24 protein-coding genes, 1 tRNA gene and 1 pseudogene are annotated in these 26177 nt (G+C 48.6%); 7 read left to right on the top strand and 19 right to left on the bottom strand.

The features are described 5' to 3' along the window. Both JU82_RS01535 and JU82_RS01540 read right to left on the bottom strand, forming a co-directional pair. Positions 1-614, bottom strand: a 614-nt coding sequence (locus tag JU82_RS01535; RefSeq protein ID WP_037945969.1) for a glycosyltransferase, incomplete at its 3' end; no start/stop codon positions are given. Then, positions 611-1789 carry an FtsW/RodA/SpoVE family cell cycle protein gene (locus tag JU82_RS01540; RefSeq protein ID WP_037945764.1) on the bottom strand — a complete coding sequence of 393 codons (1179 nt, stop codon included), beginning with the start codon at positions 1787-1789 and terminating at the stop codon, positions 611-613. The genes JU82_RS01535 and JU82_RS01540, both read right to left, overlap by 4 nt. 124 nt (positions 1790-1913) lie before the next feature. Here JU82_RS01540 and flgB point away from each other — a divergent pair, with 124 nt between their 5' ends. From flgB to JU82_RS01560, 4 genes are read left to right on the top strand one after another with little or no spacing between them, the layout of a single operon-like run. Then, entirely contained in the window at positions 1914-2345 is a 432-nt protein-coding gene (gene flgB, locus JU82_RS01545; protein WP_037945765.1) for a flagellar basal body rod protein FlgB, read from the top strand. Between the two features lie 10 nt (positions 2346-2355). After that, positions 2356-2850: a flagellar basal body rod protein FlgC gene (gene flgC, locus JU82_RS01550; RefSeq protein WP_037945766.1), complete on the top strand. Its 495-nt coding sequence runs from the start codon at positions 2356-2358 to the stop codon at positions 2848-2850. Positions 2851-2875: 25 nt separating this feature from the next. After that, entirely contained in the window at positions 2876-3178 is a 303-nt protein-coding gene (gene fliE / locus JU82_RS01555) for a flagellar hook-basal body complex protein FliE (RefSeq protein ID WP_037945767.1), read from the top strand. A 14-nt stretch (positions 3179-3192) separates the two neighbouring features. After that, positions 3193-5013 carry a penicillin-binding protein 2 gene (locus JU82_RS01560; RefSeq protein WP_037945768.1) on the top strand — a complete coding sequence of 607 codons (1821 nt, stop codon included), beginning with the start codon at positions 3193-3195 and terminating at the stop codon, positions 5011-5013. Between the two features lie 15 nt (positions 5014-5028). Here the strand turns inward: JU82_RS01560 and JU82_RS01565 are convergent, their stop codons facing one another. Together JU82_RS01565 and panC are read right to left on the bottom strand one after the other, a co-directional pair. Beyond that, entirely contained in the window at positions 5029-5559 is a 531-nt protein-coding gene (locus JU82_RS01565; RefSeq protein WP_037945769.1) for a hypothetical protein, read from the bottom strand. Between the two features lie 2 nt (positions 5560-5561). Continuing rightward, on the bottom strand, positions 5562-6383 hold the full coding sequence (gene panC, locus JU82_RS01570) for a pantoate--beta-alanine ligase (RefSeq protein WP_037945770.1): 822 nt from the start codon (positions 6381-6383) through the stop codon (positions 5562-5564). 59 nt (positions 6384-6442) lie between these two features. On the opposite strand from panC, the pseudogene prfB reads away from it, so the two are divergent. Both prfB and JU82_RS01580 read left to right on the top strand, forming a co-directional pair. Continuing rightward, positions 6443-7484: pseudogene (prfB, locus tag JU82_RS01575) on the top strand (peptide chain release factor 2). 13 nt (positions 7485-7497) lie between these two features. Next, positions 7498-8214, top strand: a complete 717-nt coding sequence (locus tag JU82_RS01580) for an arginyltransferase (protein WP_037945771.1) — start codon at positions 7498-7500, stop codon at positions 8212-8214. A gap of 4 nt (positions 8215-8218) precedes the next feature. Here JU82_RS01580 and JU82_RS01585 read toward each other — a convergent pair whose 3' ends face one another. Next, the gene (locus JU82_RS01585) at positions 8219-8767 is read right to left on the bottom strand and encodes a cytochrome b/b6 domain-containing protein (RefSeq protein WP_037945772.1); all 549 of its coding nucleotides are present in this window, start codon (positions 8765-8767) and stop codon (positions 8219-8221) included. Between the two features lie 69 nt (positions 8768-8836). On the opposite strand from JU82_RS01585, the gene JU82_RS01590 reads away from it, so the two are divergent. Beyond that, positions 8837-9445, top strand: a complete 609-nt coding sequence (locus JU82_RS01590) for a fumarylacetoacetate hydrolase family protein (RefSeq protein WP_037945773.1) — start codon at positions 8837-8839, stop codon at positions 9443-9445. 55 nt (positions 9446-9500) lie between these two features. Here the strand turns inward: JU82_RS01590 and fusA are convergent, their stop codons facing one another. The 14 genes from fusA to tuf form a co-directional block, all read right to left on the bottom strand. Further along, a complete protein-coding gene (gene fusA, locus JU82_RS01595) occupies positions 9501-11585 on the bottom strand; it encodes an elongation factor G (RefSeq protein ID WP_037945774.1) in 2085 nt (694 codons plus the stop codon). A gap of 77 nt (positions 11586-11662) precedes the next feature. Then, positions 11663-12130 carry a 30S ribosomal protein S7 gene (rpsG, locus tag JU82_RS01600; protein WP_294892000.1) on the bottom strand — a complete coding sequence of 156 codons (468 nt, stop codon included), beginning with the start codon at positions 12128-12130 and terminating at the stop codon, positions 11663-11665. Between the two features lie 73 nt (positions 12131-12203). Then, the gene (gene rpsL, locus JU82_RS01605) at positions 12204-12584 is read right to left on the bottom strand and encodes a 30S ribosomal protein S12 (protein WP_013461125.1); all 381 of its coding nucleotides are present in this window, start codon (positions 12582-12584) and stop codon (positions 12204-12206) included. 202 nt (positions 12585-12786) lie between these two features. Continuing rightward, positions 12787-17295 (bottom strand): DNA-directed RNA polymerase subunit beta', encoded by a 4509-nt coding sequence (gene rpoC, locus JU82_RS01610; RefSeq protein WP_037945776.1) that lies wholly within the window; start codon positions 17293-17295, stop codon positions 12787-12789. Then, complete coding sequence (rpoB, locus tag JU82_RS01615) at positions 17288-21433, bottom strand: DNA-directed RNA polymerase subunit beta (protein ID WP_037945777.1); 4146 nt, start codon at positions 21431-21433, stop codon at positions 17288-17290. The genes rpoC and rpoB overlap by 8 nt, the downstream gene beginning before the upstream one ends. Before the next feature lie 166 nt (positions 21434-21599). Beyond that, positions 21600-21971: a 50S ribosomal protein L7/L12 gene (gene rplL, locus JU82_RS01620; RefSeq protein WP_037945778.1), complete on the bottom strand. Its 372-nt coding sequence runs from the start codon at positions 21969-21971 to the stop codon at positions 21600-21602. A 75-nt stretch (positions 21972-22046) separates the two neighbouring features. Continuing rightward, positions 22047-22526, bottom strand: coding sequence for a 50S ribosomal protein L10 (rplJ, locus tag JU82_RS01625; RefSeq protein WP_037945779.1), 480 nt, complete (start codon positions 22524-22526; stop codon positions 22047-22049). 119 nt (positions 22527-22645) lie between these two features. After that, complete coding sequence (gene rplA / locus JU82_RS01630) at positions 22646-23341, bottom strand: 50S ribosomal protein L1 (protein WP_037945780.1); 696 nt, start codon at positions 23339-23341, stop codon at positions 22646-22648. Positions 23342-23406: 65 nt separating this feature from the next. After that, positions 23407-23832, bottom strand: a complete 426-nt coding sequence (gene rplK / locus JU82_RS01635) for a 50S ribosomal protein L11 (RefSeq protein ID WP_037945781.1) — start codon at positions 23830-23832, stop codon at positions 23407-23409. A gap of 21 nt (positions 23833-23853) precedes the next feature. Then, entirely contained in the window at positions 23854-24384 is a 531-nt protein-coding gene (nusG, locus tag JU82_RS01640) for a transcription termination/antitermination protein NusG (protein ID WP_037945782.1), read from the bottom strand. 9 nt (positions 24385-24393) lie between these two features. Next, positions 24394-24579: a preprotein translocase subunit SecE gene (gene secE, locus JU82_RS01645; protein ID WP_037945783.1), complete on the bottom strand. Its 186-nt coding sequence runs from the start codon at positions 24577-24579 to the stop codon at positions 24394-24396. 61 nt (positions 24580-24640) lie between these two features. After that, a tRNA-Trp gene (locus JU82_RS01650) sits at positions 24641-24716 on the bottom strand. A 26-nt stretch (positions 24717-24742) separates the two neighbouring features. Continuing rightward, positions 24743-24895, bottom strand: a complete 153-nt coding sequence (gene rpmG, locus JU82_RS11570) for a 50S ribosomal protein L33 (RefSeq protein ID WP_132813483.1) — start codon at positions 24893-24895, stop codon at positions 24743-24745. A 37-nt stretch (positions 24896-24932) separates the two neighbouring features. After that, a complete protein-coding gene (gene tuf / locus JU82_RS01655; RefSeq protein ID WP_037945784.1) occupies positions 24933-26132 on the bottom strand; it encodes an elongation factor Tu in 1200 nt (399 codons plus the stop codon). Positions 26133-26177: the final 45 nt, after the last annotated feature.

Raw genomic sequence — 26177 nt, forward strand, 5'->3', positions numbered from 1 at the left:
TGAATGACGGTGATCCCTCCGCTTTGCAGCCACGGTGCAATCTCCAGCGCAAGGTCGTTGATAAACTTCGCCCCCTGCGATCCTCCCAGAAAAATGACCGTTTTGACCCCGTCTCGAACGCGTGCATGCTCAAAATAGACGGGATTAACCGGATAATCGCAGTGATTTGCGCCCTCTTCGTACGAGCTAAAAAAACGCTTGGCGTACGGCCGGAGCATTTTATTCAGTTTTCCCGTTACCGCATTTTGTTCGTGAATGAAAAGCGGCGTATTCGTCGTAACGCTCGCCAATGCCGCCGGAGCCGCCGAAAACCCTCCGACGCTTACGACCGCATCGGCATTAAAAGCCCGGATAAGGCGGCGCGACTGCAGTACCGCTTTGAAAATTTTCCACATCGCCCCGAGCTTTCTGATCCCTTTTTTGTTGACGACCCCCGTCGTGTCCAGAAAGTGGGTTTGTTCAAACAAAATGCCTTCACCGAACCACTGGCGGTCCTGCCCCGACATGGACCCGATGAACATCACGCGATGCCCTTTGGCTTTAGCCGCTTCGGCCAGCGACAATGCGATGACCAAGTGCCCCCCGGTCCCGCCGCCCGTAAAAATGATGTTCATTGCTTATCCCCCGGTTTATAGACGATTTTTTTAGAGAGCATCAGCACCATCCCGATCCCCACCGAAGAGGCGAGCATCGCCGATCCCCCATAACTGAGAAACGGCACCGAAATCCCTTTGATCGGCGTTAATCCGCTAATCCCGTAAGCGTTGATCATGAAAGCGAACGTGATCAGCAATCCTACTCCGAGACTGAAAAGATAGGCCGTATCGTTGTGGGAGCGGTTGGCAATTTTGAAAAGGCGGTGCAAAATCATGATAAAGATCAAAGTGACCCCGAATACCCCGACAAATCCGAACTCCTCGGCAATCCCCGCAAGGACGAAGTCGGTATGCACTTCGCTCAGAAATCCAAGCTTGAAGGTTCCGCCGCCCAGACCGGCGCCGAAAATACTGCCGTTATGAATCGCGTTAAGAGAGTGGCCGATTTGGTAAGGTTCTTCGGCGTTTTCGATCCGCAAATGCTGCGCAATCGACTCGGGGAAAAAAGCCAGAATGGTACTCTGTGCCCCTTCCCACCATGACAAAATACGGTTAATACGGTGTTCTGCCGTCAAAATAAAAAAGAGAAAAAACGCTACCGCACCGCCGATAAGTGTCATAAAAAAACGAAAACTGCTTCCCGCGAAAAAGAGCATGAACGCAAGCGTCAAGGCCAAAACGACGACCTGACCGAGGTCATTTTGCATGATGGCGATCAAAAACATGACGATGACAAATACCGCCGCGTACGGGGCAAACCGTTTGAACTCTTCCCATACGCCGATACCGTCGTGATGCCCGAGTTTGCGCGAAAAACTCCATGCCAGAAAATAAACGAAACCGATTTTGAAAAATTCCACAGGCGCCAGGGAAAATCCCGGAAGTTTGATCCACCGTTTCGCACCCCCGACTTCGCTTACCAGCGAAGCGGGCAAAAACGGCATCACGGCCATCAAAAAAATTCCTCCGAAAAAGAGGGTCAATCCCAAACGGTGTAGCCAGATATCGGGATCCAGCCGCGAGAGAGTCCACATCAGCAAAATCGATGCGATTCCGACCATAAGTTCGCGAACAACGAAGTGAAAATCGTTGTACTCGAATAAAATGACCGTATATGCCGAAAGGGTATACGAGCAGATAATCCCTATCGTGATGAGTGCCGTCGTCAAAATAAATAATCTTTTATCAGCCATTGTTACACTTAATACTGTATAATTTATGACAGTATATCGCTCTTTGGAAAAGAGTTCGATAAAACAAAAAGGGCAAATTATGGAATGTTTTTTGCTTGATTAAAAATCAGATAAGGAGCCGGAAATGGGTTTGACAATTTCTAAAGCACATGAACTGATGGACAAAGCGCTCGATTATCGGGCCGCGCGTCAGGATATGATCTCCGGAAATATCGCCAATGCCGACACTCCTTTTTATCGCCCGAAGGATATTCGTTTTGAAGAGATGCTGGCGCAAAAAAGTGCCGCACTCTTCGGTGACAAATCCAAAATTTTGCCGATGGCGCGCACCGACGGTGCCCATCTGAGCGGAACGGCGGATCAAAGCGATCTAAAACCGACTATTTTTTTCCGGGACGGCCACATGGCCCGCAACGACGGAAACAGCGTCGATCTGGATGTCGAAACAACCGAAATGGCCAAAAACTCGATGATGTATAACGCGATCGTCGCGGCCAAGAAAAAAGGGACCGGCATTTACAAAAGCGTTATCGACGCATCGGCTAAAACATCATAAGGATTAGGTTATGGCATTTTTGAACAGTTTTGACATCAGCGGATACGGCCTCTCGGCACAGCGTGTGCGGGTCAATGCGATCAGTTCCAACATCGCCAATGCCCAAACGACCCGTACCGATGAGGGCGGACCTTACCGCCGTCAGGAAGTCGTTTTTAAAGCGATTGATTTCAATAAAATCTATAATCAGGCATTGGAACGCGATTCATCCGCGCTGGGCTACAGTGACCCTTTGCAAGAGGGACTGGCAGGACTCAAACCAAATCCTGCGATCATGAGCGTCATCGTCGATAAAATCACCCGTGACGACACGGCTCCAAAGATGAAATACGATCCGTCGCATCCCGATGCGGATGCCAACGGCTATGTTGCCTATCCCAACATTAATCCTGTTGTCGAAATGGCCGATTTAGTCGAAGCAACACGTTCGTATCAAGCAAACGTAGCGGCATTTGAAAGCGCCAAGAATATGGCTTCCAGTGCAATCTCTATGATGCAATCATAAAAAAATATAAGAAGGAAAAACCGTGATGGCTGATATCCAATCGATAAAATCCCTCTCAACTGCCGATCTTTTGGCCAAAAAAAGCGGTAATGCGACCGAGACGGGCCAGACCGATTTCGCGCAAGAGCTTAAAAATGCTCTCGGCAACGTCAATCAGATGCAGGTAGAAGGTGAAAAGGCGATGAGCGACATTGCCACCGGTGCCGTCAAAGACCTCCATCAAGCCGCCATTGCGATCGATAAAGCTGAAATCAGTATGAAACTGATGCTGGAAGTCCGCAACAAAGCACTGAGCGCGTACAAAGAAATTACTCGAACACAGATTTGATTTAACGTTTTTCTATGCGCCATTCCAACAAATCCAAAAAAATACTTGCCCTTTTTCTCGTCCTCTTATTTGGATTTATCATCTTTCTGGCGGTCATGCTTTATACCGCGCTGCATGAACGCGACATCCCCTCTATTTTTTCCGAAGAGAACGCTAAAGCCCAACGCGGCTCAATCGTCAGCGCCGACGGATTTCATATCGCCACAACCCAAAAACTTTACAAAGCCGTCGTTAATACCCGAAACATCGATCCGAACAAAGAAGAGCTTTTTATCCAGCTTTTCAGCATCTACAGCGGTACCGATCCCGATGAGATACGCCAGCGTCTGCATACCCGTAAAGGTTCGGTGACGCTGAGTTACCACATCAGTCCGAAAGAGGCGATGTATCTCAAAACCCTGGCATTCGAACTTCGCCGTCTCGGTGTTTTCATCGAATACGAAACTCCTAGCGGAGACCGGATACTGCAAGGGCTCAATATCCTGGAGAGCGGCGAAGCCCGCCGCTATCCGTACGGGAAACTGCTGACACCGCTGCTGGGATATCCGCGTAAAATTGAGGAAGAAGGGTACACCCGCGTCTACGGCATCAAAGGGCTGGAGAAATTTTTTGACGAAGAGCTCAATCCACAGCAGAATAAAACCCAAAAAGCGCTCCGAGACGTTAACGGCTATCTGATTCTCAACAAGCAAAGCGATGTCAAACGCCAGATCAACGGCCTGACCGTCAAACTCAATATTCCGATCGCTTTTCAGGCACGGGTCGAGACGATCACCGATCAGATCAAAGAACAGCTACAGGCCGATGAGATCATCGCCACCGTCATGGAAGCCAAAACGGGCAAAATCATCGCTCTCGCCAGTTCCAACCGTTTCGATCCAAGCGGCATCCGCCATGAAGACTATCCTTCGCTCAACACCAATGCGATCGAGTACAGCTACGAACCCGGTTCGGTTATCAAACCGATCATTTTCGCCCTTATGCTTGATAAAAACCTCATCAATCCCTACGACATGGTCAACGGCCACGGCGGAAAATACAAAATGGGACGCAAGCTGATCGTCGACGAACACAAATTTGACATGATCAGCGCCGAAGACGTTTTGGTGCATTCCTCCAACATCGGTATTGCCCAGCTCGCCCAGAAACTAAACGGGGTAGAATACACCGAAGGGCTCCAGAAATTCGGTTTCACCCGTTTCAGCGGTGTTGATCTCCCGTATGAAAAACGGGGTTCTATTCCCAGCTCCACCCAGCTGAACAACTATCTCTACAAAGCGATCACCTCATACGGATACGGGATGCGCGCTAATGCGATGCAGATTCTCAAAGCCTATAACGTGTTCAATAACGGGGGGAAACTGATCAATCCGATGGTTGTCGAAGCTCTCTATGACGACAACGGCCGCAAGATCCCGATGCAGGTACAGACACCGACACAAGTCATTGCTCCCGCTACGGCAGAGCGGATGAAGCAGATTCTGATCAAAACCGTCAATGTCGGAACGGGGATCGGCGCCAAAACGCCGGGACTGGAAGTTGGCGGTAAAACAGGGACGGCGCACATCGCCAAAGGCGGAAAATACGTCAACAGCTACCACACGTCATTTGTCGGTTTCGCCAATGACGACAAACACCAATATACGATCGGCATCACGGTTATCGAACCGCGCACCGTCTATTTCGCATCGATCACCGCCGTTCCGGTATTCAAAGCGATTGTGGACGTTATGATCGAAGAAAAACTGCTCAAGCCAAACCCCGCCGCAGTTGCCGCTGCAGCGGCTGCCGAAGCTAACCCGACGACCGCAGAAGAGAGCGCCGCCCTGCATTAAAAACGGACGTCAGTCTCAGCGGCCGGAATTTTTGAACGCTTTTTGTATCAAGGCGTTTGCCTCTTTTTCAAACGGATAGTGTTTTTGTATTCCCCATACCTCGATGACGAGGTCCCCTTTCAGGATCACTTTACGCTTGTCTTTGGCAATTCCCATAATGCGATTAAGATCTAAACGCCGAGGATCGACTTCAAGCTCCAGAGGAATAATCTTGGCCTCCCCGACAGGGATAATCGCCGGATGCTTCATATCGATCTTTGCCTTTCCTTCGGCAAAGCGTTCTTTCTCATCCATCAGCGCATACGACAAAGAGACGATTTTCAAATCGCTGTGCCATTGGTTGTTTACACGCAAATCACTCCCGATCCGCAGGGTCTCTTTCTCTACCGGGGCTCCCAACAGTGACAATACGCCAAGAACCACTTCGGCGCCCGAATTTTCCCATCGCAGATTCCCCTCAGGTTCAACGAAGATGTCTTTTCCTATTTTCGGAGCGCATCCGCCGATCATCAATGCCGCGGCAACGATTGCTATATACTTTTTCATCATCACATCCATACGTTATCGATGAGCCTCGTCGTTCCGACACGGGCCGCGACGAGAATGATCGTATTTCCGATAATAACCTGCTCGATCGATTCGAATGAGCGATTTACGATGGCGACGTACTCGACATCCAAAGGTTCCAGAATAGCCAGCATCTGCTCTTTGATCGTACACGCATCCAGTGTTCCCTGCATCACCAGCTTGGTCGATCGCTTCAGCGATGCGGAGAGTTTAAGCGCATCATTGCGCTCGGAAACGCTTAAATACACATTGCGCGACGAGAGGGCCAATCCGTCGTTTTCCCGAACCGTATCGCACGGAATAACGGTCACATCCATAAAAAAGTTTTCGCACATCTGGGTGATAAGGACAAGTTGTTGGGCATCTTTTTTCCCGAAATACGCCCGCGCAGGACGGACGATGTTCAAGAGCTTCATCACGACGGTCAAAACACCGTCAAAATGTCCCGGACGCGAAGCCCCTTCCAGAATATACCCCCGCACGTCGGGAGCGACGATACGCACTTCGTCATCACCGTACATTGCGTTCACATCGGGGTAAAAAAGGACATCGACCCCGCTAAGCTCGCAGATTTTAAAATCGGCCTCTTCTCTGCGGGGATATTTGGAGAGGTCCTCACCCGGCAAAAACTGGGTCGGATTGACGAAAATCGATACGACAACGACGTCGTTTTCCCGCCGCGCCCTCTCAATCAGCGTACGGTGACCGATATGCAAGGCCCCCATTGTCGGGACAAATCCGACCGATCCGTTTTTGGTGCTGAGAGCTTCGCGTAATTCCTGCGCCGAGCGTGCGATAATCATTGTTTTAGCCTCGATAGAATATAATCGCAATTATAATATATTAGAAGGTATTCCTGCTTATGGACCATTACGAATATACCGAATTGCTGAAAACGCTCACGACCAAAATGCAAAACGTCACCGACGTCGTCCGCCCTGATATTATCAATGCACGGCTCAAAGAGATCGAGGAGCTCGAAAACTCCAGCGAATTTTGGAATGATGCCGCCGCCGCCGGAATCGTCCAAAAAGAAAAAACGCAAGCGGAGCGCCGCCTTGCCAAATATTCCAAAACCTTCAACACTCTCGGCGATGCCAGAGATATTTACGAAATGGCGAAAGAAGAAGGGGACGATGAAACCATCGAGTCACTTTTCGCCGATGCGGAAAAGTTGGAAAATCAGGTCAAATCAATGGAAATCGAAGTGCTCCTCAGCGGCGAGCACGACAGCCACAATGCTATTCTGACCATCCATCCGGGTGCGGGAGGAACCGAATCTCAGGACTGGGCTTCTATTTTGCTTCGGATGTATACCCGCTGGGCCGAGCGTCATGACTTCACTGTTGAGATGCTCGACTATCAGCCGGGCGAGGAAGCGGGGATCAAAGACGCATCCTTGCTGATCAAAGGGGTCAACGTGTATGGCTACCTGAAAGTCGAAAACGGTATCCACCGTCTGGTTCGGATCAGCCCGTTCGACTCGGCGGCCAAACGCCACACCAGTTTCACCTCCGTGACCGTTTCTCCCGAAATCGACGATGACATCGAAATCGAAATCGAGGACAAGGATATCCGCCTCGATACGTACCGCGCATCGGGAGCGGGCGGTCAGCACGTCAACAAAACCGAATCGGCTATCCGGATCACCCACATCCCGACCGGAATCGTCGTACAGTGCCAGAATGACCGCTCGCAGCACAAAAACAAGGCGACCGCGTGTCGAAAAAAGCGAAATCGGCTGGGGACACCAAATCCGCTCCTACGTCATGGCTCCGTATCAGCAAATCAAAGACAGCCGCTCGGGAGAAGCGTATTCAAACATCAATGCGATTCTTGACGGAGACCTTGACGAAATGATCGAAGGGGTTTTGATCTCGATGAACCGCAAAGAGGAAGAGTAATCCTCTTTCACCCATGAACCAGATCCTCAAAGAGTGTGCCCTTCACGAACCGTGTGCCTATATTCCGGGCAACTCTCAGAGCATCCACTACAAAATCATTCACGAATGCAGCCGCGAACAGTGTGAAGCGCTGATATTACGAGGATGGCGACGGTTCGGATCGATGTATTTCCGCCCGATCTGCCAGGAGTGCCGTTCGTGCGAAAGCCTTAAGATAGATGTTGAGCGTTATACGTTCGGCAAATCCGAACGCCGCATCCTGCGCAAAAACAGCTCTCTGGATACCGTGATCCGCCATCCGACGCTTACACGCGATCATCTGGAACTCTTCGAACGCTACCATCGCTACAAACATCATACCCGCTCATGGGACGAACCCAAAGTAGACCCGAAAAACTACTATGCTTCTTTCGTTCAAGGGCACGGCGATTTCGGATTCGAAATTCTCTATTTTGACGACGAACGGCTTATCGCCGTCGATCTTATCGATATTTTAGATGAAGGGATCTCGTCGCTGTATTGCTATTACGACCCGGACTATTCAGCCCACTCGCTCGGACGGTACACTCTGCTGGAACAAATCCGTCTTGCACAGCGGCTGGGACTCAAATGGATCTATCTGGGCTACTATGTCGAACAATGCCAAAGCCTCTCGTATAAAGGCTCCTATCAGCCCTCATTACAGCTTCAGGGACGCCCGGAAGAGGACGAAACACCCCTTTGGAAGTAAAAGCCTAATCGCGTCCGTTGATCATGCGTGAAACAAGGCCGCATTGATCGCTCTTTTCGGCAAGGACAACCCCGACGATATGAATCGCCATAAAACCAAACAAACCCCATCCAAGATACATATGGACACTCTCAACGATCTCTTTGGATTCTCCGGCCAGCTTCCAGTAAAGAACCAAGCCGCTGATCGACATGACCGCCAACACCCCGTAAAAAAGCTTGTACAATCCGTACACTTTCTGCATTGCGGGATTATCATCAAATCCGAATCCGTTTTTGAGCACCATCAGGATTCGCGCCACCAGTAAAACCGCCACCGCGATTCCCAAATAAATGTGCCAGTCCCACATCGGTGCTCGCACCGCCTTGCCGATCAGCACCGCCTGTTCATCGCTAATCACGGTTCCGATTTCAGCCAGCTTGGATTGGACGATCCCTCCGATCTGTTCTTTGTGCATAACGGTAGTGCGCAGAACGACGGTAACAAACAAACCGAACATGGCAACCGCCTGCAGCCAATGCCAGATTCGGTATAAGGGGGGAAATTGACGCATGTACAGCTCCTTGTGTAGATACGGTATCATAGCACGAAGATTTCAAGAGATTATTAATACGAGATTAACATGAACACCGTCCGTTTTGCCGATCAGCTCTGCACCCCTTCCAAAGTCGTCTGTATCGGGCGCAACTATGTCGAACACATCTATGAGCTGGGAAACGAAATCCCCTCCTCGATGGTCGTCTTCAACAAACCCAACTCCGCCATCACCGATACGCTCAGCTTTATCAGCGACGACACCCGTTTCGAGGGGGAGATCTGCTTTTTGATGATGGGCGGCGTAATCAGAGGGATCGGATTCGGACTGGACCTCACCAAAGCGGAGATCCAGAATCACCTCAAATCCAAAGGGCTTCCGTGGGAGAGGGCCAAAGGATTCAACGGTTCGGCGGTGCTGGGAGAGTTTGTCCCTCTTGACGCACCGCTCGAGTCGCTGCGCATGACGCTGCATATCAACGGAACATTGGTACAGGAAGCGTCCTATGAACTGATGATCTACAAGCCGCTCGCGATGATCGATGAGATCAAAAGTTTTATGCGTTTCGAAGACGGCGACATCATCATGAGCGGAACGCCCAAAGGGGTAGCGACGTACAAAATCGGAGATGAATTTGTCGGACGGATTTACAGCAATGATACGTTGTTAGTAGAAATGAAGCGGACTGTTAAATAAATAGGGGATTTTGGTGGGAAGAATTGCGCCAAAGGCGCAAAAAGGTGCAACAGCCTTAGCTGTTACGTTTTTTGATGATTTCGTCCGCAACGTTACGTGGAACTTCTTCGTAGTGATCGAATTCCATAGAGTAACTTGCACGTCCCTGCGTCGCTGAACGAAGGTCAGTTGAGTAACCGAACATTTCAGAGAGTGGAACGAATGCGTTAACGATTTTGTTACCTGAACGGTCACCCATGTTGTTGACTTGTCCACGGCGGCGGTTAAGGTCACCGATGACGTCACCCATGAAGTTTTCAGGAACTTCGACTTCGACTTTCATCAAAGGCTCAAGGATACAAGGGTTTGCTTTACGCGCAGCCTCTTTGAAACCCATAGAAGCGGCAAGTTTAAACGCCATCTCGGATGAGTCGACTTCGTGGTATGAACCGTCGTACAGCGCAACTTCGATATCTTCGATCGGATAACCGGCCAAGACACCTTTTTGCATTGCTTCAGCACACCCTTTTTCAACTGCAGGAATATACTCTTTCGGAATAACCCCACCTTTGATTTCGTTGTGGAACGTGAAACCTGTTCCCGCTTCACCCGGCTTAACGCGGATGTAGATGTGACCGAACTGACCGCGTCCACCTGATTGTTTCGCGTATTTGTATTCTTGGTTGACTTCGTTGCGGATCGCTTCACGGTACGCAACCTGTGGAGCACCGACTTCTGCTTCAACTTTGAACTCACGGAACATACGGTCGACCAGAATCTCAAGGTGAAGCTCACCCATACCGCTGATGATCGTTTGTCCTGTCTCTTCGTCCGTATGAACACGGAAAGATGGATCTTCCGCAGCCAGTTTCGCAAGAGCGATACCCATTTTTTCCTGGTCCGCTTTGGTTTTTGGCTCAACCGCAACCGAGATAACCGGCTCAGGGAAGTGCATACGTTCAAGGATTACGCGATCTTTTTCGTCACACAGAGTATCACCGGTAGTGGTATCTTTAAGACCGACAACCGCACCGATTTCACCTGCGTAAAGCGCTTTGATCTCTTCACGTTTGTTCGCGTGCATCTTAACGATACGTCCGATACGCTCTTTTTTACCTTTGGTGGTATTGATTGCGTACGATCCTGACTCAAGGATACCGCGGTACATACGTACAAAAGTCAACTGTCCGACAAACGGGTCAGTCATAATTTTGAACGCAAGACCGGCAAACGGCTCGTCATCAGTAGAGTTGACGACAACTTCTACTTCTTCGTCATCTTCGAGAGTACCGCGGATTTGCGCTACTTCCAATGGTGATGGGAGGTAAGCGACAACCGCGTCCAAAAGAGTTTGAACCCCTTTGTTTTTGAACGATGTACCACAGACCATCGGAATGATATCCATTTTCAGACATCCGGCTTTGATCCCGCGCATAATCTCTTCGTTAGAGAGGTCACCCTCTTCGAAGTATTTTTCCATCAAAGACTCATCGCCCTCAGCGGCCGCTTCGACCATTTTCGCGCGGTATTCTTCTGCTTTGTCCATCAAATCAGCGGGAATTGCTTCCTCCCGGTAATTTGAACCCATAGCCGCATCCTCGTCCCAGACGATCGCTTTCATTTTGACGAGGTCGATAACCCCTTTAAAAGCATCTTCCTGACCGATAGGAAGCTGGATGGGAACCGGACGAGCTTTAAGACGCTCGGTGATTTGAGATTCTACGTTATAGAAATCGGCACCGATACGGTCCATTTTGTTAACGTAAACGATACGGGGTACACCGTAACGGTTTGCCTGACGCCATACTGTTTCCGATTGTGGCTGAACGCCGCCAACCGCACAGAATACCGCAACGGCACCGTCAAGTACACGCATTGAACGCTCAACTTCGATCGTGAAGTCAACGTGGCCCGGAGTGTCGATGATGTTGATCTGTTTTCCGGCCCATTCACATGTCGTTGCAGCCGAAGTAATCGTAATACCGCGCTCTTGCTCCTGCTCCATCCAGTCCATGGTTGCAGCACCTTCGTGAACCTCACCGATTTTGTGTGAGATACCGGTGTAGAACAAAATACGTTCGGTAGTAGTCGTTTTACCCGCGTCGATGTGTGCGGCGATACCGATGTTTCTAACGTCTTCTAGTTTGTGGGATCTTGCCATGATAATAGCCCTTAAAGAATTGTATTGGGAAATGAATGACAACCGCGGGAGCGGCTATCAAAAGATTATGAAAAATCTTACCAGCGGTAGTGAGCGAATGCTTTGTTCGCTTCTGCCATTTTGTAAGTATCTTCTTTTTTCTTGAACGCTGTACCTTTATCGCTGGCAGCATCCATCAATTCGTTAGCCAAACGCTCAGCCATAGTGCGCTCATTGCGTTTGCGTGATGCATCCGTCAACCAACGGATAGCAAGAGAAAGCTGGCGAACAGGGCGTACTTCTACTGGAACTTGGTAGGTCGCTCCACCCACACGGCGGCTTTTTACTTCGATAACAGGTTTAATGTTGTCGATGGCTGCGTTGAATACTTCGATACCTGTTTTATCACCGCGTGAGCTGATGATATCCAGTGCACCGTACATGATTTTTTCAGCAGTACTTTTTTTACCGTCCCACATAAGTTTGTTAATAAACTTGGTCAATACTTTAGAACCGTGGATCGGGTCTGGCATAATTTCGCGAACGGGCGCTTTTCTTCTTCTCATAATGTTTCCTTCAATGTTGTTTCATTTACTCAAAAAACGGTCATCAACAACCGATTCTTGTCAGACTAAATAATTATTTTTTAGCCTTAGCTTTTTTCGTTCCGTATTTAGAACGAGATACTTTACGGTCTTTAACACCCGCTGTATCGAGAGCACCACGTACGATATGGTATTTAACCCCTGGTAAGTCTTTTACACGGCCGCCGCGTACAAGAACGATAGAGTGCTCTTGCAAGTTGTGACCCTCACCACCGATATAACTGATGACCTCAAACCCTGATGTCAAACGGACTTTGGCAACTTTACGAAGCGCCGAGTTCGGTTTTTTAGGGGTTGTGGTGTATACACGAGTACATACTCCGCGGCGTTGCGGGCATGACACCAAAGCGGGTGATTTTGATTTTTTCACTACCGCTTGTCGCTCTTTACGAATAAGTTGGTTGATTGTTGGCACACAATCTCCTTTGTTGAATTGTTCCAGTAGAATGTTAGACCACTCTGTTGAGGGGACTAATAAACGCGCAATGTTACCTGATTTTTGATTAAATATAGCTTACTTTAAGGAAGTTGTAAGAAGATAAAAAGAGAGAGCCGAAGGTTTCCCGACGGCTTCAAGTGCCGATACGGTCTCAGAGCAAAAAGCTCTGGGAAACGCATCAGTCGCCGAAGATAATTTTTTGGTCTTTGTAGATACCGGTACCGACCGGGATGGTGCGGCCGATGATGACGTTCTCTTTAAGATCGGTCAAGTCATCGATTTTCGCCGCAACTGCCGCTTCCGTCAATACTTTTGTCGTATCCTGGAACGATGCAGCCGAGATGATCGAATCGGCACTGACCGCAGCACGGGTGATACCGACGAGGTACGGTTCGGCAATTGCCGGTTCTCCGCCGAGACGGAGAATTTTCTCGTTCTCGATTTTGAACTGTACTTTAGAGACGACATCCCCTTCGATGAACTTGGTGTCACCGGAGCGGAGAATTTTCACCTGACGCAACATCTGAGTAAAGATAACTTCAATGTGTTTGTCGGCGATGTTAACCCCTTGACGGCGGTAAACCTGCTGAACTTCGCTCACCAGGTAGTTATAAAGTGCTTTAACACCCAAAATACGCAAGATCTCATGCGAGCTGACAATACCGTCGGTCAAGCGCTCACCGGCGTGAACGAACTCGCCCGGATGAACCAACGCAACAAGGTTTTTATCAACAAAGTACTCTTTGATCATCCCGTTTTCGGACGTGATCATAATGCGCTCTTTTCCGCGAAGCGGCTTACCGAAACTGACGACACCGTCAAGCTCGGCGATCAACGCGACCTCTTTAGGCTTACGTGCTTCGAAAAGCTCGGAAACCCGTGGAAGACCCCCGGTGATATCGCGCGATTTTTGAAGCGCTTTCGGCGTACGTGCGAGAATGTCAGCCACTTTGACTTCAGAACGATCCTGTGCAAAGATCGCCGTTTTCGGCTCGATCGCATAACGAATGATTGACCCGTCAGCAGCAGCAAGGACGATGGCCGGTTTGAATTCCGGTGCAACGTATTCGTTGATCATCAAACGGGTTTTTCCGGTCAGTTCGTCGAACTGCTCAGACGCCGTAACGCCCGGGATAATGTCTTCGAACGTCACAACACCGTCGGTTTCAGAGATGATCGGGTTACTATACGGATCCCATTCAGCGATCACGATCGATTCTTCTTTAACCGGTTTAGCGATCAACGTATCGGCTTTAACGCTTTCGTTGTCGTTGATCTCAATGATTGATCCACGAGCGATATAGTGACGGATTGCTTCGCGTTCTTCACTGTCGGCGACAACGGCAAACAACCCTTTCTCTTCAACGCTGTACCCTTTGGCAATCTCATGGTGACGCTCAAGGTAGTCGCCTTTGAGGAGGTAGTATTTGACAACCCCTTTCTCTTTGGCGTAAATTTTCTGTGTGACCGGTGCCCCGTCTTTGACCTGAATTTCAGACGCATACGGGATACGGTTAGGAACGTTCCATCCGTCTTTAATCGTCTCAACGATTGACTCGTCCGCTTTGACGACGGTACCGTTTTCGTACGGAAGGTAGAACTTCCCTTCGATCTTACCGCTGACGCCGGCAAGTTCGTTCGGTTTCGCCACTTCATTTTTACGAAGTGTGTAACGGACCGTTTGGCTGTCACCTTTGACGCTGACGATAACTTCATCATGAATCGTCTGGATTTCAACGCTTCCGTTGAACGGTGCCTTGATTTTTGGTTCAACCAAAAGGACCGCGGCATTACGGCGGTTTGCCACAATGTTTTTGCCCTCTTTAGAGGTGTAGGTTTTCATGTTGTAATAACGGATGAAACCTTCTTTGGTTGCGACAACCTGACGCTCTTCACGCGTACTTGACGCCGTTCCCCCGACGTGGAAGGTACGGAGTGTCAACTGCGTACCCGGCTCCCCGATCGACTGGGCCGCGACGATACCGACCGCTTCCCCGCGTTTAACGATTTCGCCGGTTCCGAGGTTCAGACCGTAACACAGCGCACATACGCCGCCTTCGGATTTACACGTTGTCGGAGTGCGGATTTGAACCGATTTGATTCCTGCTTCGACGATTTTAGACGCCTTGATCTCATCGATCAGCGTCCCTTCGGAATACAGAATCTCGTTCGTGATCGGATCGATCGCGTCTTCGGCCAATACGCGTCCGTAGATACGGTCTTCAAGCGGCTCGATCAATTCGTTACCGACGGAAATGTCGGTGATTTCGATCCCCTCATGGGTACCGCAGTCGTGCTCAACGATTTTCACGTTTTGCGCAACGTCGACGAGTTTACGGGTCAAATAACCGGCATTCGCCGTTTTAAGCGCCGTATCCGCGAGACCTTTACGGGCACCGTGGGTCGAAATGAAGTACTCAAGAACGTTCAGACCCTCTTTAAAGTTCGAAATAATCGGCGTTTCGATGATCGAACCGTCCGGTTTCGCCATAAGACCACGCATACCGGCAAGCTGACGAATCTGAGCCGCAGAACCCCGCGCTCCTGAGTCCGCCATCATAAAGATCGAGTTGAAGCCGTCTTTATCATTTTGGATCAGCTCCATCATTCCGCCCGCAACGGTATTATTCGTATCGGTCCAGACGTCAATGATTTTATTGTAGCGTTCCTGCTCGGTCAGAAGACCTGCTTCAAACTGCTTTTGGATCTCTTTAACACGGTTTTTAGAAGCTACGATCAGTCCCTCTTTCATTTCAGGGATAATGATGTCGGCGATCGAGATCGAAACACCCGATTTGGTCGCATAGCGGAAACCGAGGTTTTTCAGATCATCCAGGAATCCGGCCGTTACCGCGATACCGCCGTGCTTATTGACGTAGTCAACCAGCGCGGAGATATTTTTCTTCTTCATAACGACGTTCCACAATTCCACCGGAACGAATTCAGGGAGGATCGATTTGAGGATCATACGTCCCGCAGTTGTATGAATCATGCGTCCATCGGTACGGGTACGCACTTTGGCATGCAGATCGAGCGCGTTGTGCTCAAGTGCTACCATGATCTCATCCACGTTGCTGAAGAGTTTGTTCGACCCTTTCGTCTCGTTTTTAGCCAGTGTCAGATAGTACAGACCCAAGACCATATCCTGAGACGGCGTAGCAATCGCTTTACCCGAAGCCGGAAGCAAGATGTTCATCGAACTGAGCATCAAGACTTTCGCTTCAGCGATTGCTTCAGCGCCTAGTGGAACGTGAACCGCCATTTGGTCACCGTCGAAGTCGGCGTTGAACGCCGCACAAACGAGCGGGTGCAACTGAATCGCTTTACCGTCGATCAGTTTCGGGTGAAACGCCTGAATCGAGAGTTTGTGAAGCGTCGGCGCACGGTTAAGCATGACCGGATAGCCCTCTACGATTTCAGCCAAACATTCCCAAACTTCGTTGGTTTTTTCTTCGATCATTTTTTTCGCCGCTTTAACGGTCGTCGCATACCCTTTGTCTTCGAGTTTTGCGATCAAATGAGGTTTGAAAAGTTCCAACGCCATTTGTTTCGGCAATCCGCACTGATCCATCCGCAGGCTTGGCCCGACAACGATGACCGAACGGCCCGAGAAGTCAACACGTTTACCCAACAGGTTTTGACGGAAACGCCCTTGTTTACCTTTGATGATCTCGGAGAGCGATTTCAACGGACGTTTATTTGCCCCTTTGACCGCATTCGCACGACGGCCGTTGTCGAACAGCGCATCGACTGCTTCTTGAAGCATACGCTTTTCATTGCGGACGATAATTTCAGGTGCTTCAAGTTCGATCAGACGTTTCAAACGCTGGTTACGGTTGATAACACGGCGGTACAGGTCATTGACGTCTGATACCGCGAATTTTCCGCCGTCAAGGCTGACGAGCGGGCGAAGTTCCGGAGGAAGAACCGGCAGCGCCGTGAGCATCATCCATGCCGGATTGTTTCCGGAATTCAAAAACGATTCGATGACTTTCAGACGTTTGACGATCGTTTTACGTTTCGCTTCGGAGTTTGTCGCAGCGACATCTTCTTTGAGTGCCGAGAACAAATCGACAAGATCGAGTTCATCAAGCAGATCACGTACCGCTTGTCCGCCCATTTCTGCTGAAAAACCGCTGTCGCCGTAGCGCTGCACCAAAGTACGATACTGTTCTTCGTTGAGGACATCGTATTTCAATACCGGCGAGTTTTGCTCAGCGTCATAACACGCTTCTCCGCCGCTCTTGACGATGTACGCTTCATAATACAATACGCGTTCAAGGTCTTTCATCTTAACACCCAAAAGCGTACCGATACGGCTTGGGAGTGAGCTGACATACCAGATGTGCGCTACAGGAGTAACCAGATCGATATGCCCCATACGGTTACGGCGAACTTTGGCTGAAGTGACTTCAACACCGCATTTTTCGCACACAACGCCTTTGTAGCGCATTTTTTTGTATTTTCCGCACAGACATTCGTAATCGCGAACCGGTCCGAAAATTTTGGCACAAAACAATCCGTCACGCTCCGGTTTAAGGGTGCGGTAGTTGATCGTTTCGGGCTTTTTAACTTCACCGTGGCTCCATGAGAGAATTTTCTCAGGGCTCGCAAGGCGAAACTGAAGCTGTTTGATGTCTGTTGGGCGATTCTCTTCCGTTACGGTAACCGGTACTAATTTACTCATTGTCATCCACCTCGTCAAAAATCTCAATATCAAGCGCCAGTGACTGGAGCTCTTTGGTTAATACGAAGAGCGTTTCCGGAATACCTGATGCCGGAACGCTTTCTCCTTTTGTAATCGCTTTGTATGCGCGGACACGTCCGTCGACATCATCCGATTTAATGGTAAGCATCTCTTTAAGAACGGCAGAAGCACCGTACGCTTCCAGAGCCCATACTTCCATTTCCCCGAAACGCTGTCCGCCGAACAGTGCTTTACCACCGACCGGCTGCTGTGTTACGAGCGAGTATGGCCCGGTTGAACGGGCGTGAACTTTCTCATCAACCAAGTGGTGAAGTTTGAGCATGTACATGTAACCGACGTTAACACGCTCTTTGAGTTTGTCACCGGTTTTACCGTCATACAGCTCCATTTTTCCGTCATTATCGAGTTTCGCCAATTCGAAAAGCTTGCCGAATTCATCCGACGTTACCCCTTCGAAGATAGGCGTTGCGAATTTGACCCCTTTAGACCAGTCTTGCGCATAACCAAGAAGAGTCTGATCGTCCATCGCGCCGATAGCTGCAGCGGCATCCATCAATCCGGCTACGTCGGCAAACGAAATCATTTTGTTTCTCAGTTCGCCGATGAACTCTTTTTGTTTGCTTTCGAAAATATCCTGAATCTGGTATCCGAGTTCTTTACCGACCATACCCAGGTGCATTTCGAGAATTTGCCCGATGTTCATACGTGACGGAACCCCCAGCGGGTTCAGACATACGTCAACGGAGCGGCCGTTTGCCATGTACGGCATATCGACTTCAGGAACGATCGTGGAGACGATACCTTTATTCCCGTGGCGGCCCGCCATTTTATCCCCGACTTTGAGTTTGCGTTTCGTCGCGATGTACACTTTGACGAATTTAACGACACCGTTTGGAAGGATGTCGTCTTTTTCCAGAATAGAGAGTTTTTCTTCGTGTTCGTCACGGAATTTTTTCTTCTCTTTTTGGAAGTGGTTTTTCGTCTGGTTGTATTTTTCCTGAACGTCGTCGCTGAATGCTTTGACGATATTGTTCATCGCAAAACGGTTGACCTCTTTGAGATCGTCCGCTTTGACGTTTTCGCCCGCTTTGTATTCATTGCCGTTCACGCTGACATCGCTGATCAACGGATGCTTGGTCAACAACGAGACGATGCGAAGCATCTCTTCTTTGTCGATCATGAGCAAGCGGTCATAATGTTCGCGTTCGAGTTCGTCGCGTTCTTGTTTTTCAAGTTCGAGAGTACGCGGATCTTTATCGTACCCTTTTTTGGTGAACACTTTGACGTCAACAACGACCCCTTCCATACTTGGCGTACAGTAGAGTGATTTGTTAACGACGTGGCCCGCTTTTTCACCGAAGATAGCACGCAATAGACGCTCTTCGGGAGTCGGTTTGACTTCGCCTTTCGGAGAAACTTTACCGACAAGGATCATTCCGCCTTTGACATACGTACCGATTTTAACGATACCGCTCTCGTCAAGGTGAGAAAGTTCTTCGTCACGGACGTTCGGAATGTCACGGGTGATTTCTTCGACACCATGTTTCAATTCGCGCGCTTCCGCTTCTTTTTCGTAGATGTGAACCGACGTAAAGGCGTCTTCACGAATCATCCGCTCAGACATAACGATCGCATCCTCGAAGTTGTATCCGTTCCACGGCATGAACGCGACAAGCGCATTGATACCCAATGCCAATTCCCCCTGATCCATGTTCGGGCCGTCCGCGATGATCTGTCCTTTGCTGACGACTTGTCCCTGTTTGACGATAGGACTTTGCATGAACGTCGTATTTTGGTTCGTACGAAGGTTCTTTTGCAACGGATAGTAATCGATAAACGTTCCGTCTTCGTCTTCGCCCATGACGTAGATGTGTTTGGCGTCAACTTTTTCAACGACACCGGCGCGTTCAGCTTTGACACATTCCCATGAATCTCGGGCAACGAGTTTTTCAACCCCTGTCCCGACCATAGGCGCTTCAGGACGCAAAAGAGGTACCGCTTGGCGCTGCATGTTTGAACCCATCAGTGCACGGTTCGCGTCATCGTGTTCAAGGAACGGAATCAAGCTCGCCGCGACACCGACGACCATATGCGGAGTCAAATCGCGCAGTTCACACTCTTTAGGCGATTTGAGCATAATCTCGCCGTCTTGACGGATTTCAACCAAATCATCAAGGAAAGTACCGTTTTCGCCCAAGCGAGACGATGCCGCCGCGATGATTTTGCCCTCTTCCTGAGTTGCAGTGAGATAAACGACTTCATCCGTCACCACACCGTCTTTGACAACGTTGTACGGTGCTTCAATGAATCCGTGTTCATTGACTTTCGAATACGTCGCCAAGGTATTGATCAAACCGATGTTTTGACCCTCAGGAGTCTCAATCGGACAGATACGGCCATAATGCGTCGGGTGAACGTCACGTACTTCAAATCCGGCACGTTCTTTAACCAAACCGCCCTCACCGAGTGCAGAGAGACGGCGTTTGTGCGTTACTTCCGACAACGGGTTGGTCTGGTCCATAAACTGCGACAATTGTCCGCCGCTGAAGAACTCCATGATCGTTGACGTGATCATTTTTGAGTTGATCAGGTCATGCGGCATCAATTCAGTCGTCGGCCCGCTCATCGTGCTAAGTTTGTCTTTGATCGCTTTTTGCATTTTGACAAGACCGTTGTGCAGCTCGTTTCCGAGAAGCTCGCCGATCGAACGGATACGACGGTTACCGAGGTGGTCACGGTCATCGATGTGCCCTTGTCCGTTTTTGACTTTAACAACGTATTTAACGGTATTGATGATATCTTCGTGCGTCAGAACCGTAACGTATTCAGGAACGTTAAGCCCCAGTTTGTGGTTCATTTTCATACGTCCCACTCGGGTCAGATCATAACGTTCCGGATCAAAGAAGAGCTGATTGACAAACACTTTTGCCGCTTCTTTGGTAACCGGCTCGCCAGGGCGCATTACTTTGTAGATACGAATCGCAGAAAGATCGTTCTCGTCTTCGATGTCTTCCGTCTGTTTGAGCAGTTTCAGTGAATCGGCATCCGCAACAAATGCGTTGATAATGGCACTGTCATGCCCCTCAGCAAGGTCATTCGCGATCACGAACTCTTTGATGCCCGCTTCAACCATTTTGCGCAATTTTGTTTCATCCAGCTGCGTCATGGTGTCGAACATCACTTCGCCGCTTACCGCGTCGATGATCGGCTCTGCCAAATGACGCTCGATGAGCGTTTCGATCGGATACTGGATCGCTTTGACACCCTCAGAGATCAGTTTTTCCGCTTTTTTTGCTGAAAGACGCTTGCCGGCAGCAACAAGAAGTTTGCCGTCTGCATCGACAAGGTCATATCCAAGACGTCCGGCAAACTGCTCAGGATCGAAATCCATGAGGTATTTGTTTTCGTCTACGCGGATTTTTTGAAGCGGGTAAAACATTTTGAGAATGTCTTGTTTGCTGTAACCGAGTGCACGGAACATGATCGTAACAGGAACTTTACGGCGCTTGTTGATACGCATGTAAAGGATGTCTTTAGGATCGTATTCGAAATAGAGCCATGACCCGCGGTCCGGAATGATTTGACCGGTAAAGATCAGTTTGCTTCCGGTTGTGGTGGATTCTTCTTCTTTGAAGATAACACCCGGGCTACGGTGCAATTGGTTAACGACGACGCGTTCGACACCGTTGATGACAAACGATGTACGATCTGTCATCAACGGGATGTCGCGAATAAAGATCGTTTGTTCTTTAATGTCTTTGACACCGGTTTTTTCTTTGGTGTTCTCGTCGCGGTCCCAGATGACCAGACGTGTTTTCATACGGAGCGATACCGAATAGGTTAGACCGCGTTCCATACATTCACGAACGGTATATTTCGGGCGTCCTACTTCGGAACCCAAATATTCAAGGGAGAGACGGTTCTGGGTGTCATGAATCGGGAAAACCGATTGGAATACCCGCTCGATCCCGCTTTTGGACCGGTCTTTTTGATCCAACATCAAAAATGACTCATAAGAACTTTGTTGGAGTTGTAACAAATTCGGTACTTCAATTTGCTGGGGAGTTTTCGCGAAATCTACGCGTAAGCGATTTCCGGAGTGAAGAGTGTTTAACATTAGGCTACCTCAATCGAAGTTTTTGATCCCATAGGGATAAGTGCAAAGTCTGGGGCTCAAGCGTCCTTGAGCCTATAACGACGTATGGGCACTTTACCGAGCAGATTAAAATCTGTTCCGTAAAGTGCCCTGTGGGAGCGGGGCAAAAGCCCCAATCATAAAATGATTATTTGATTTCGACGACAGCGCCAGCTTCTTCAAGCTCTTTTTTCGCTGCTTCTGCAACGTCTTTGGCAACTGCTTCTTTGATGGTTGTAGGAGCACCTTCAACCGCATCTTTAGCCTCTTTAAGACCAAGACCTGTAAGAGCGCGTACAACTTTAATAACGTTGATTTTTTTGTCACCACCGTCTTTCAAGATAACGTCGAACTCAGTTTTTTCTTCTTCAGCAGCTACTGCAGCTACTGCGCCGCCTGCAACCGCTACCGGTTGAGCAGATACACCGAATTTTTCTTCGAATTCTTTTACAAGCTCAGAAAGCTCGAGTACTGAAAGGTTTGAGATAAACTCAAGAACATCTTCTTTTTTTACAGCCATGGTATTCTCCTTATGGATATTCTGTTTTTATTTTTTGCTGCCTATGCAGCGGCGTAATCCTCGTATCGAGAATAATTACGCTTCTTCTTTTTTGCGTTTAAGCGCATCGAGGCCGATCGTAAAGTTGCGAACCGGACCCATCCAGACAGAAGCAAGCATTCCAAGCAACTCTTCGCGGCCTGGCAGTGTTGCAAATGCACGGACTTTTTTCTCATCAGCCGCTTCGCCGTCGATATAAGCAGTGCGGATAGCGAATTTTTCGTTATCTTTACCGAAATCAACAGCAACTTTTGATGCGGCGATAGCATCAGCGCCCCATACGAAAATATTGGTATCTTTGATATCAATACCGCTCATACCGGCATTGCCAAGAGCGATCGTTGCAAGGGTATTTTTAACCACTTGAACTTTGGCTTCTTTAGCGCGTGCAATTTTACGGAGTGATTCGAGGTCTGATACGGTGAGACCGCGATAATCACACATAACAACTGCTTTTGCCGATTTGAACTCTTCAGTAAGAGTGCTAACAATCTCAGCTTTTTGCGTTTTGTTCATCGTTTCTCCTTTCCAGACATAACTTCAAGCGGGGCGGTGTTTACCGATTAAGGCCTAGGCCCCCTACTGTCTTCAGTCCATAAGATAAAGTGCGGCACGCATGCCGCAATAATGCTCTATTAGCGAATATCCAAAAGTTCTTGGATATCAAATTTGATTGCAGGGCTCATAGTTAATGAAAGCGCCGCGTTTTTGATGTAACGACCTTTAGCGGTCGAAGGTTTTGCACGGTTGATAGCACCGACAAACGCTTTGATATTTTCAGCGATTTTGTCCGCATCAAAGCTTACTTTACCGATACCGGCATGGATGTTCCCTTTTTTATCAACACGGAAGTTTACTTGTCCGCCTTTGACGTTGCTGACCGCTTTTGCGATATCAGCGGTAACGGTTCCGGTTTTAGGGTTAGGCATCATACCTTTTGGCCCGAGGATACGACCTACTTGACCGACAAGACCCATACAATCAGGTGCAGCAACAACGATATCGAAGTTGATGTTACCTGCTTTGATTTCATCTACCAAATCTTCAGCACCGACGATATCGGCACCGGCTGCTTTGGCCTCATCCACTTTAGCGCCTTTTGCGAAAACGGCAACGCGTACCACTTTCCCTGTTCCGTGTGGAAGCACAACTGCACCACGGATCATTTGATCAGCGTGACGTGGATCTACACCGAGGTTCAAAGCGATTTCGACAGTTTCGTCGAATTTTGCTGATTTGAGTTCTTTAATAGTTGATGAAGCTTCTTCTACTGCGTAGATTTTTGCCAAATCGATTTTTTCACTTAGTTGTTTATAGCGTTTACTTGCCATAATGAATTCTCCATTTCTAGAATCTGCCGCAGAGTTTAGTCTCTTTGCGGTCGAAGAGTTGGTGGTTATTCGACGACGTCGAGACCCATAGAACGAGCTGATCCTGCGATCGTGCGCGCTGCTGATTCGGCATCATCTGTGTTCATGTCTTGCATTTTTTGCTTGACGATTTCCATGATTTGCGCTTTGGTAATTTTGCCCACTTTGTTTTTAAGTGGATTCTCACTACCTTTTTTGATACCTGCTTTTTCCATAATCAATGCAGTGTTTGAAGGCTGCTTTGTGATGAATGAAAACGTTTTGTCCGCATATACGGTGATAACAGTCGGGAGTTTGTACCCCGCTTTATCTTTCGTACGCTCGTTGAACGCTTTACAGAATTCCATGATGTTAACACCACGTTGACCAAGGGCAGGACCAACCGGAGGAGCCGGATTAGCCGCACCGGCTTGAATTTGCAACTTGATGTAGCCAGCTATTTTCTTTGCCATTTGTGCTTCCTTTTTTTGAGATTAAATGATTTTTTCGACTTGTGTGTACGAAATATCGACCGGAGTGCTTCGGCCGAAGATTGATACGTTGAGTTTCAACGTACCGTGCTCAAGATCGTATTCGTCGACCGTACCGGTAAAGTTCGCAAACGGACCGTCCACGATACGAACCATCTCGCCGTTGTCGAAGAATACTTTCGGTTTCGGAGCCGAACGGTTCGTTACACGGTCAAGAATAACCTGAATGTCGCTCTCACTTAGCGGAGTCGGCTTGTTTGCTTCGCCGATGAATCCCGCGACGCGAGGCAGAGACTGGATTCGGTGCTGCAAATCAATCGTAAGATCGATGTTGGCAAACACATAGCCCGAATACAATGAACGCTCGGAAATTTTCTTTTTGCCGTTTTTGACTTCGATAACGTCTTCGGTCGGAACGATGACTTCCGTGATGACGTCTTCGAGATGGTTTTCTGCAATGATATTTTCAATCGCTGCTTTAACGCTCCGTTCGCTGCCGGCGTAAGTTTGAATCGAGTACCAACGATGTGCCATGTTATTTCCTTAATTCAAAATTGCCGAAACGGTTGATGACATGATAAAATCCACCAGCGCCAGGAACAAAACAACAAAAGTAACGACTACCAAGACGGCAATAAACGCCTGTCTGACCTGTGGCTTCGTCGGGAAAATGACTTTTGCAAGTTCCATCTTCGCGTTATGAATGTAATTGTTCAAGCTGTTTTTCATCATTTTATCCTTGGGACATTTCCAACGAATAAAGCTCTCAAGCACTATTAGTCGAAAATGGTGGCAGGCCAGGGGGGATTCGAACCCGCAACCATCGGATTTGGAATCCGGCGCTCTACCATTGGAGCTACTGACCTAAATTGAATCCCCGAAGGGAAAGGACTTAAAGTTTTGCTTCTTTGTGAACTGTGTGCTCACGGCAGAATTTACAAAACTTTTTCACTGAAAATTTTTCAGTGTGAGTCTTTTTATTTTTGCTTGTGTGATAGTTGCGACGTGTGCACTTTTCACAAGCTAAATGGATATTTTCGCGCATGCTTTACCTTTGAGTCCGGCCCTAAGACCGGAGAAAATTATGCAAGGATTTTAGAAACAACACCTGCACCGACAGTACGTCCACCTTCGCGGATTGCGAAGCGAGTACCCTCTTCCATAGCGATCGGGTGGATCAATTCTGCATTGATTTTAACGTTATCGCCTGGCATAACCATTTCTGTACCTTCTGGCAAGGTGATAGCACCTGTACAGTCAGTTGTACGAACGTAGAATTGTGGGCGGTAACCATTGAAGAATGGAGTATGACGTCCACCCTCTTCTTTGCTCAATACGTAAATCTCAGCCTCGAATTTTGTGTGAGGATTGATTGATTTAGGCTTACAAAGAACTTGTCCGCGCTCAACATCTTCTTTCTTGGTACCACGAAGAAGGATACCGCAGTTATCGCCTGCTTCACCTTGCTCCATTTCTTTGCGGAACATTTCAACACCTGTAACGGTAGTTGTTTGTGTATCGCGGATACCGACGATCTCGATTGTGTCACCGATTTTAACAATACCACGCTCGATACGACCAGTTACAACCGTACCACGTCCAGAGATTGAGAAAACGTCTTCAACAGGCATCAAGAAATCTTTGTCTGTTTCACGAGTAGGCTCAGGGATGTACTCATCAACTGCAGCCATCAATTTTTGAATTTTAGCAGACCACTCACCAAGTGTTCCAGTTTTCGCTTCTTCAAGAGCGCGAAGTGCAGAACCTGCAACGATTGGGGTATCGTCACCTGGGAAGTCATAGCTGCTGAGCAGTTCACGGATTTCCATTTCAACAAGCTCAAGAAGCTCTTCATCGTCAACCATATCTTCTTTGTTCATGAAAACAACGATGTAAGGAACACCTACTTGTTTAGAAAGAAGGATGTGCTCACGTGTTTGTGGCATCGGGCCGTCCGCTGCAGAAACAACGAGGATAGCGCCGTCCATTTGAGCAGCACCGGTAATCATGTTTTTAACGTAGTCGGCGTGACCTGGGCAGTCAACGTGAGCATAGTGACGTTTGTCTGTTTCGTACTCAACGTGTGATGTAGCGATCGTAATACCGCGCTCGCGCTCTTCAGGAGCGTTATCGATTTGATCGTAATCCATCATCGCAGCACCGTTTGTTACTGCAAGTACAGCTGTAATAGCAGCTGTCAAAGTAGTTTTACCGTGGTCAACGTGACCGATAGTACCGATGTTGACGTGTGGTTTATTACGCGTAAACTTTTCTTTTGCCATAGTGTCCTCCGACTGAATGTGTAAATGAAATTGGAATTATACCAA

Source organism: Sulfuricurvum sp. MLSB, from assembly GCF_000747095.1.
In the GTDB taxonomy this organism is placed as follows: domain Bacteria; phylum Campylobacterota; class Campylobacteria; order Campylobacterales; family Sulfurimonadaceae; genus Sulfuricurvum.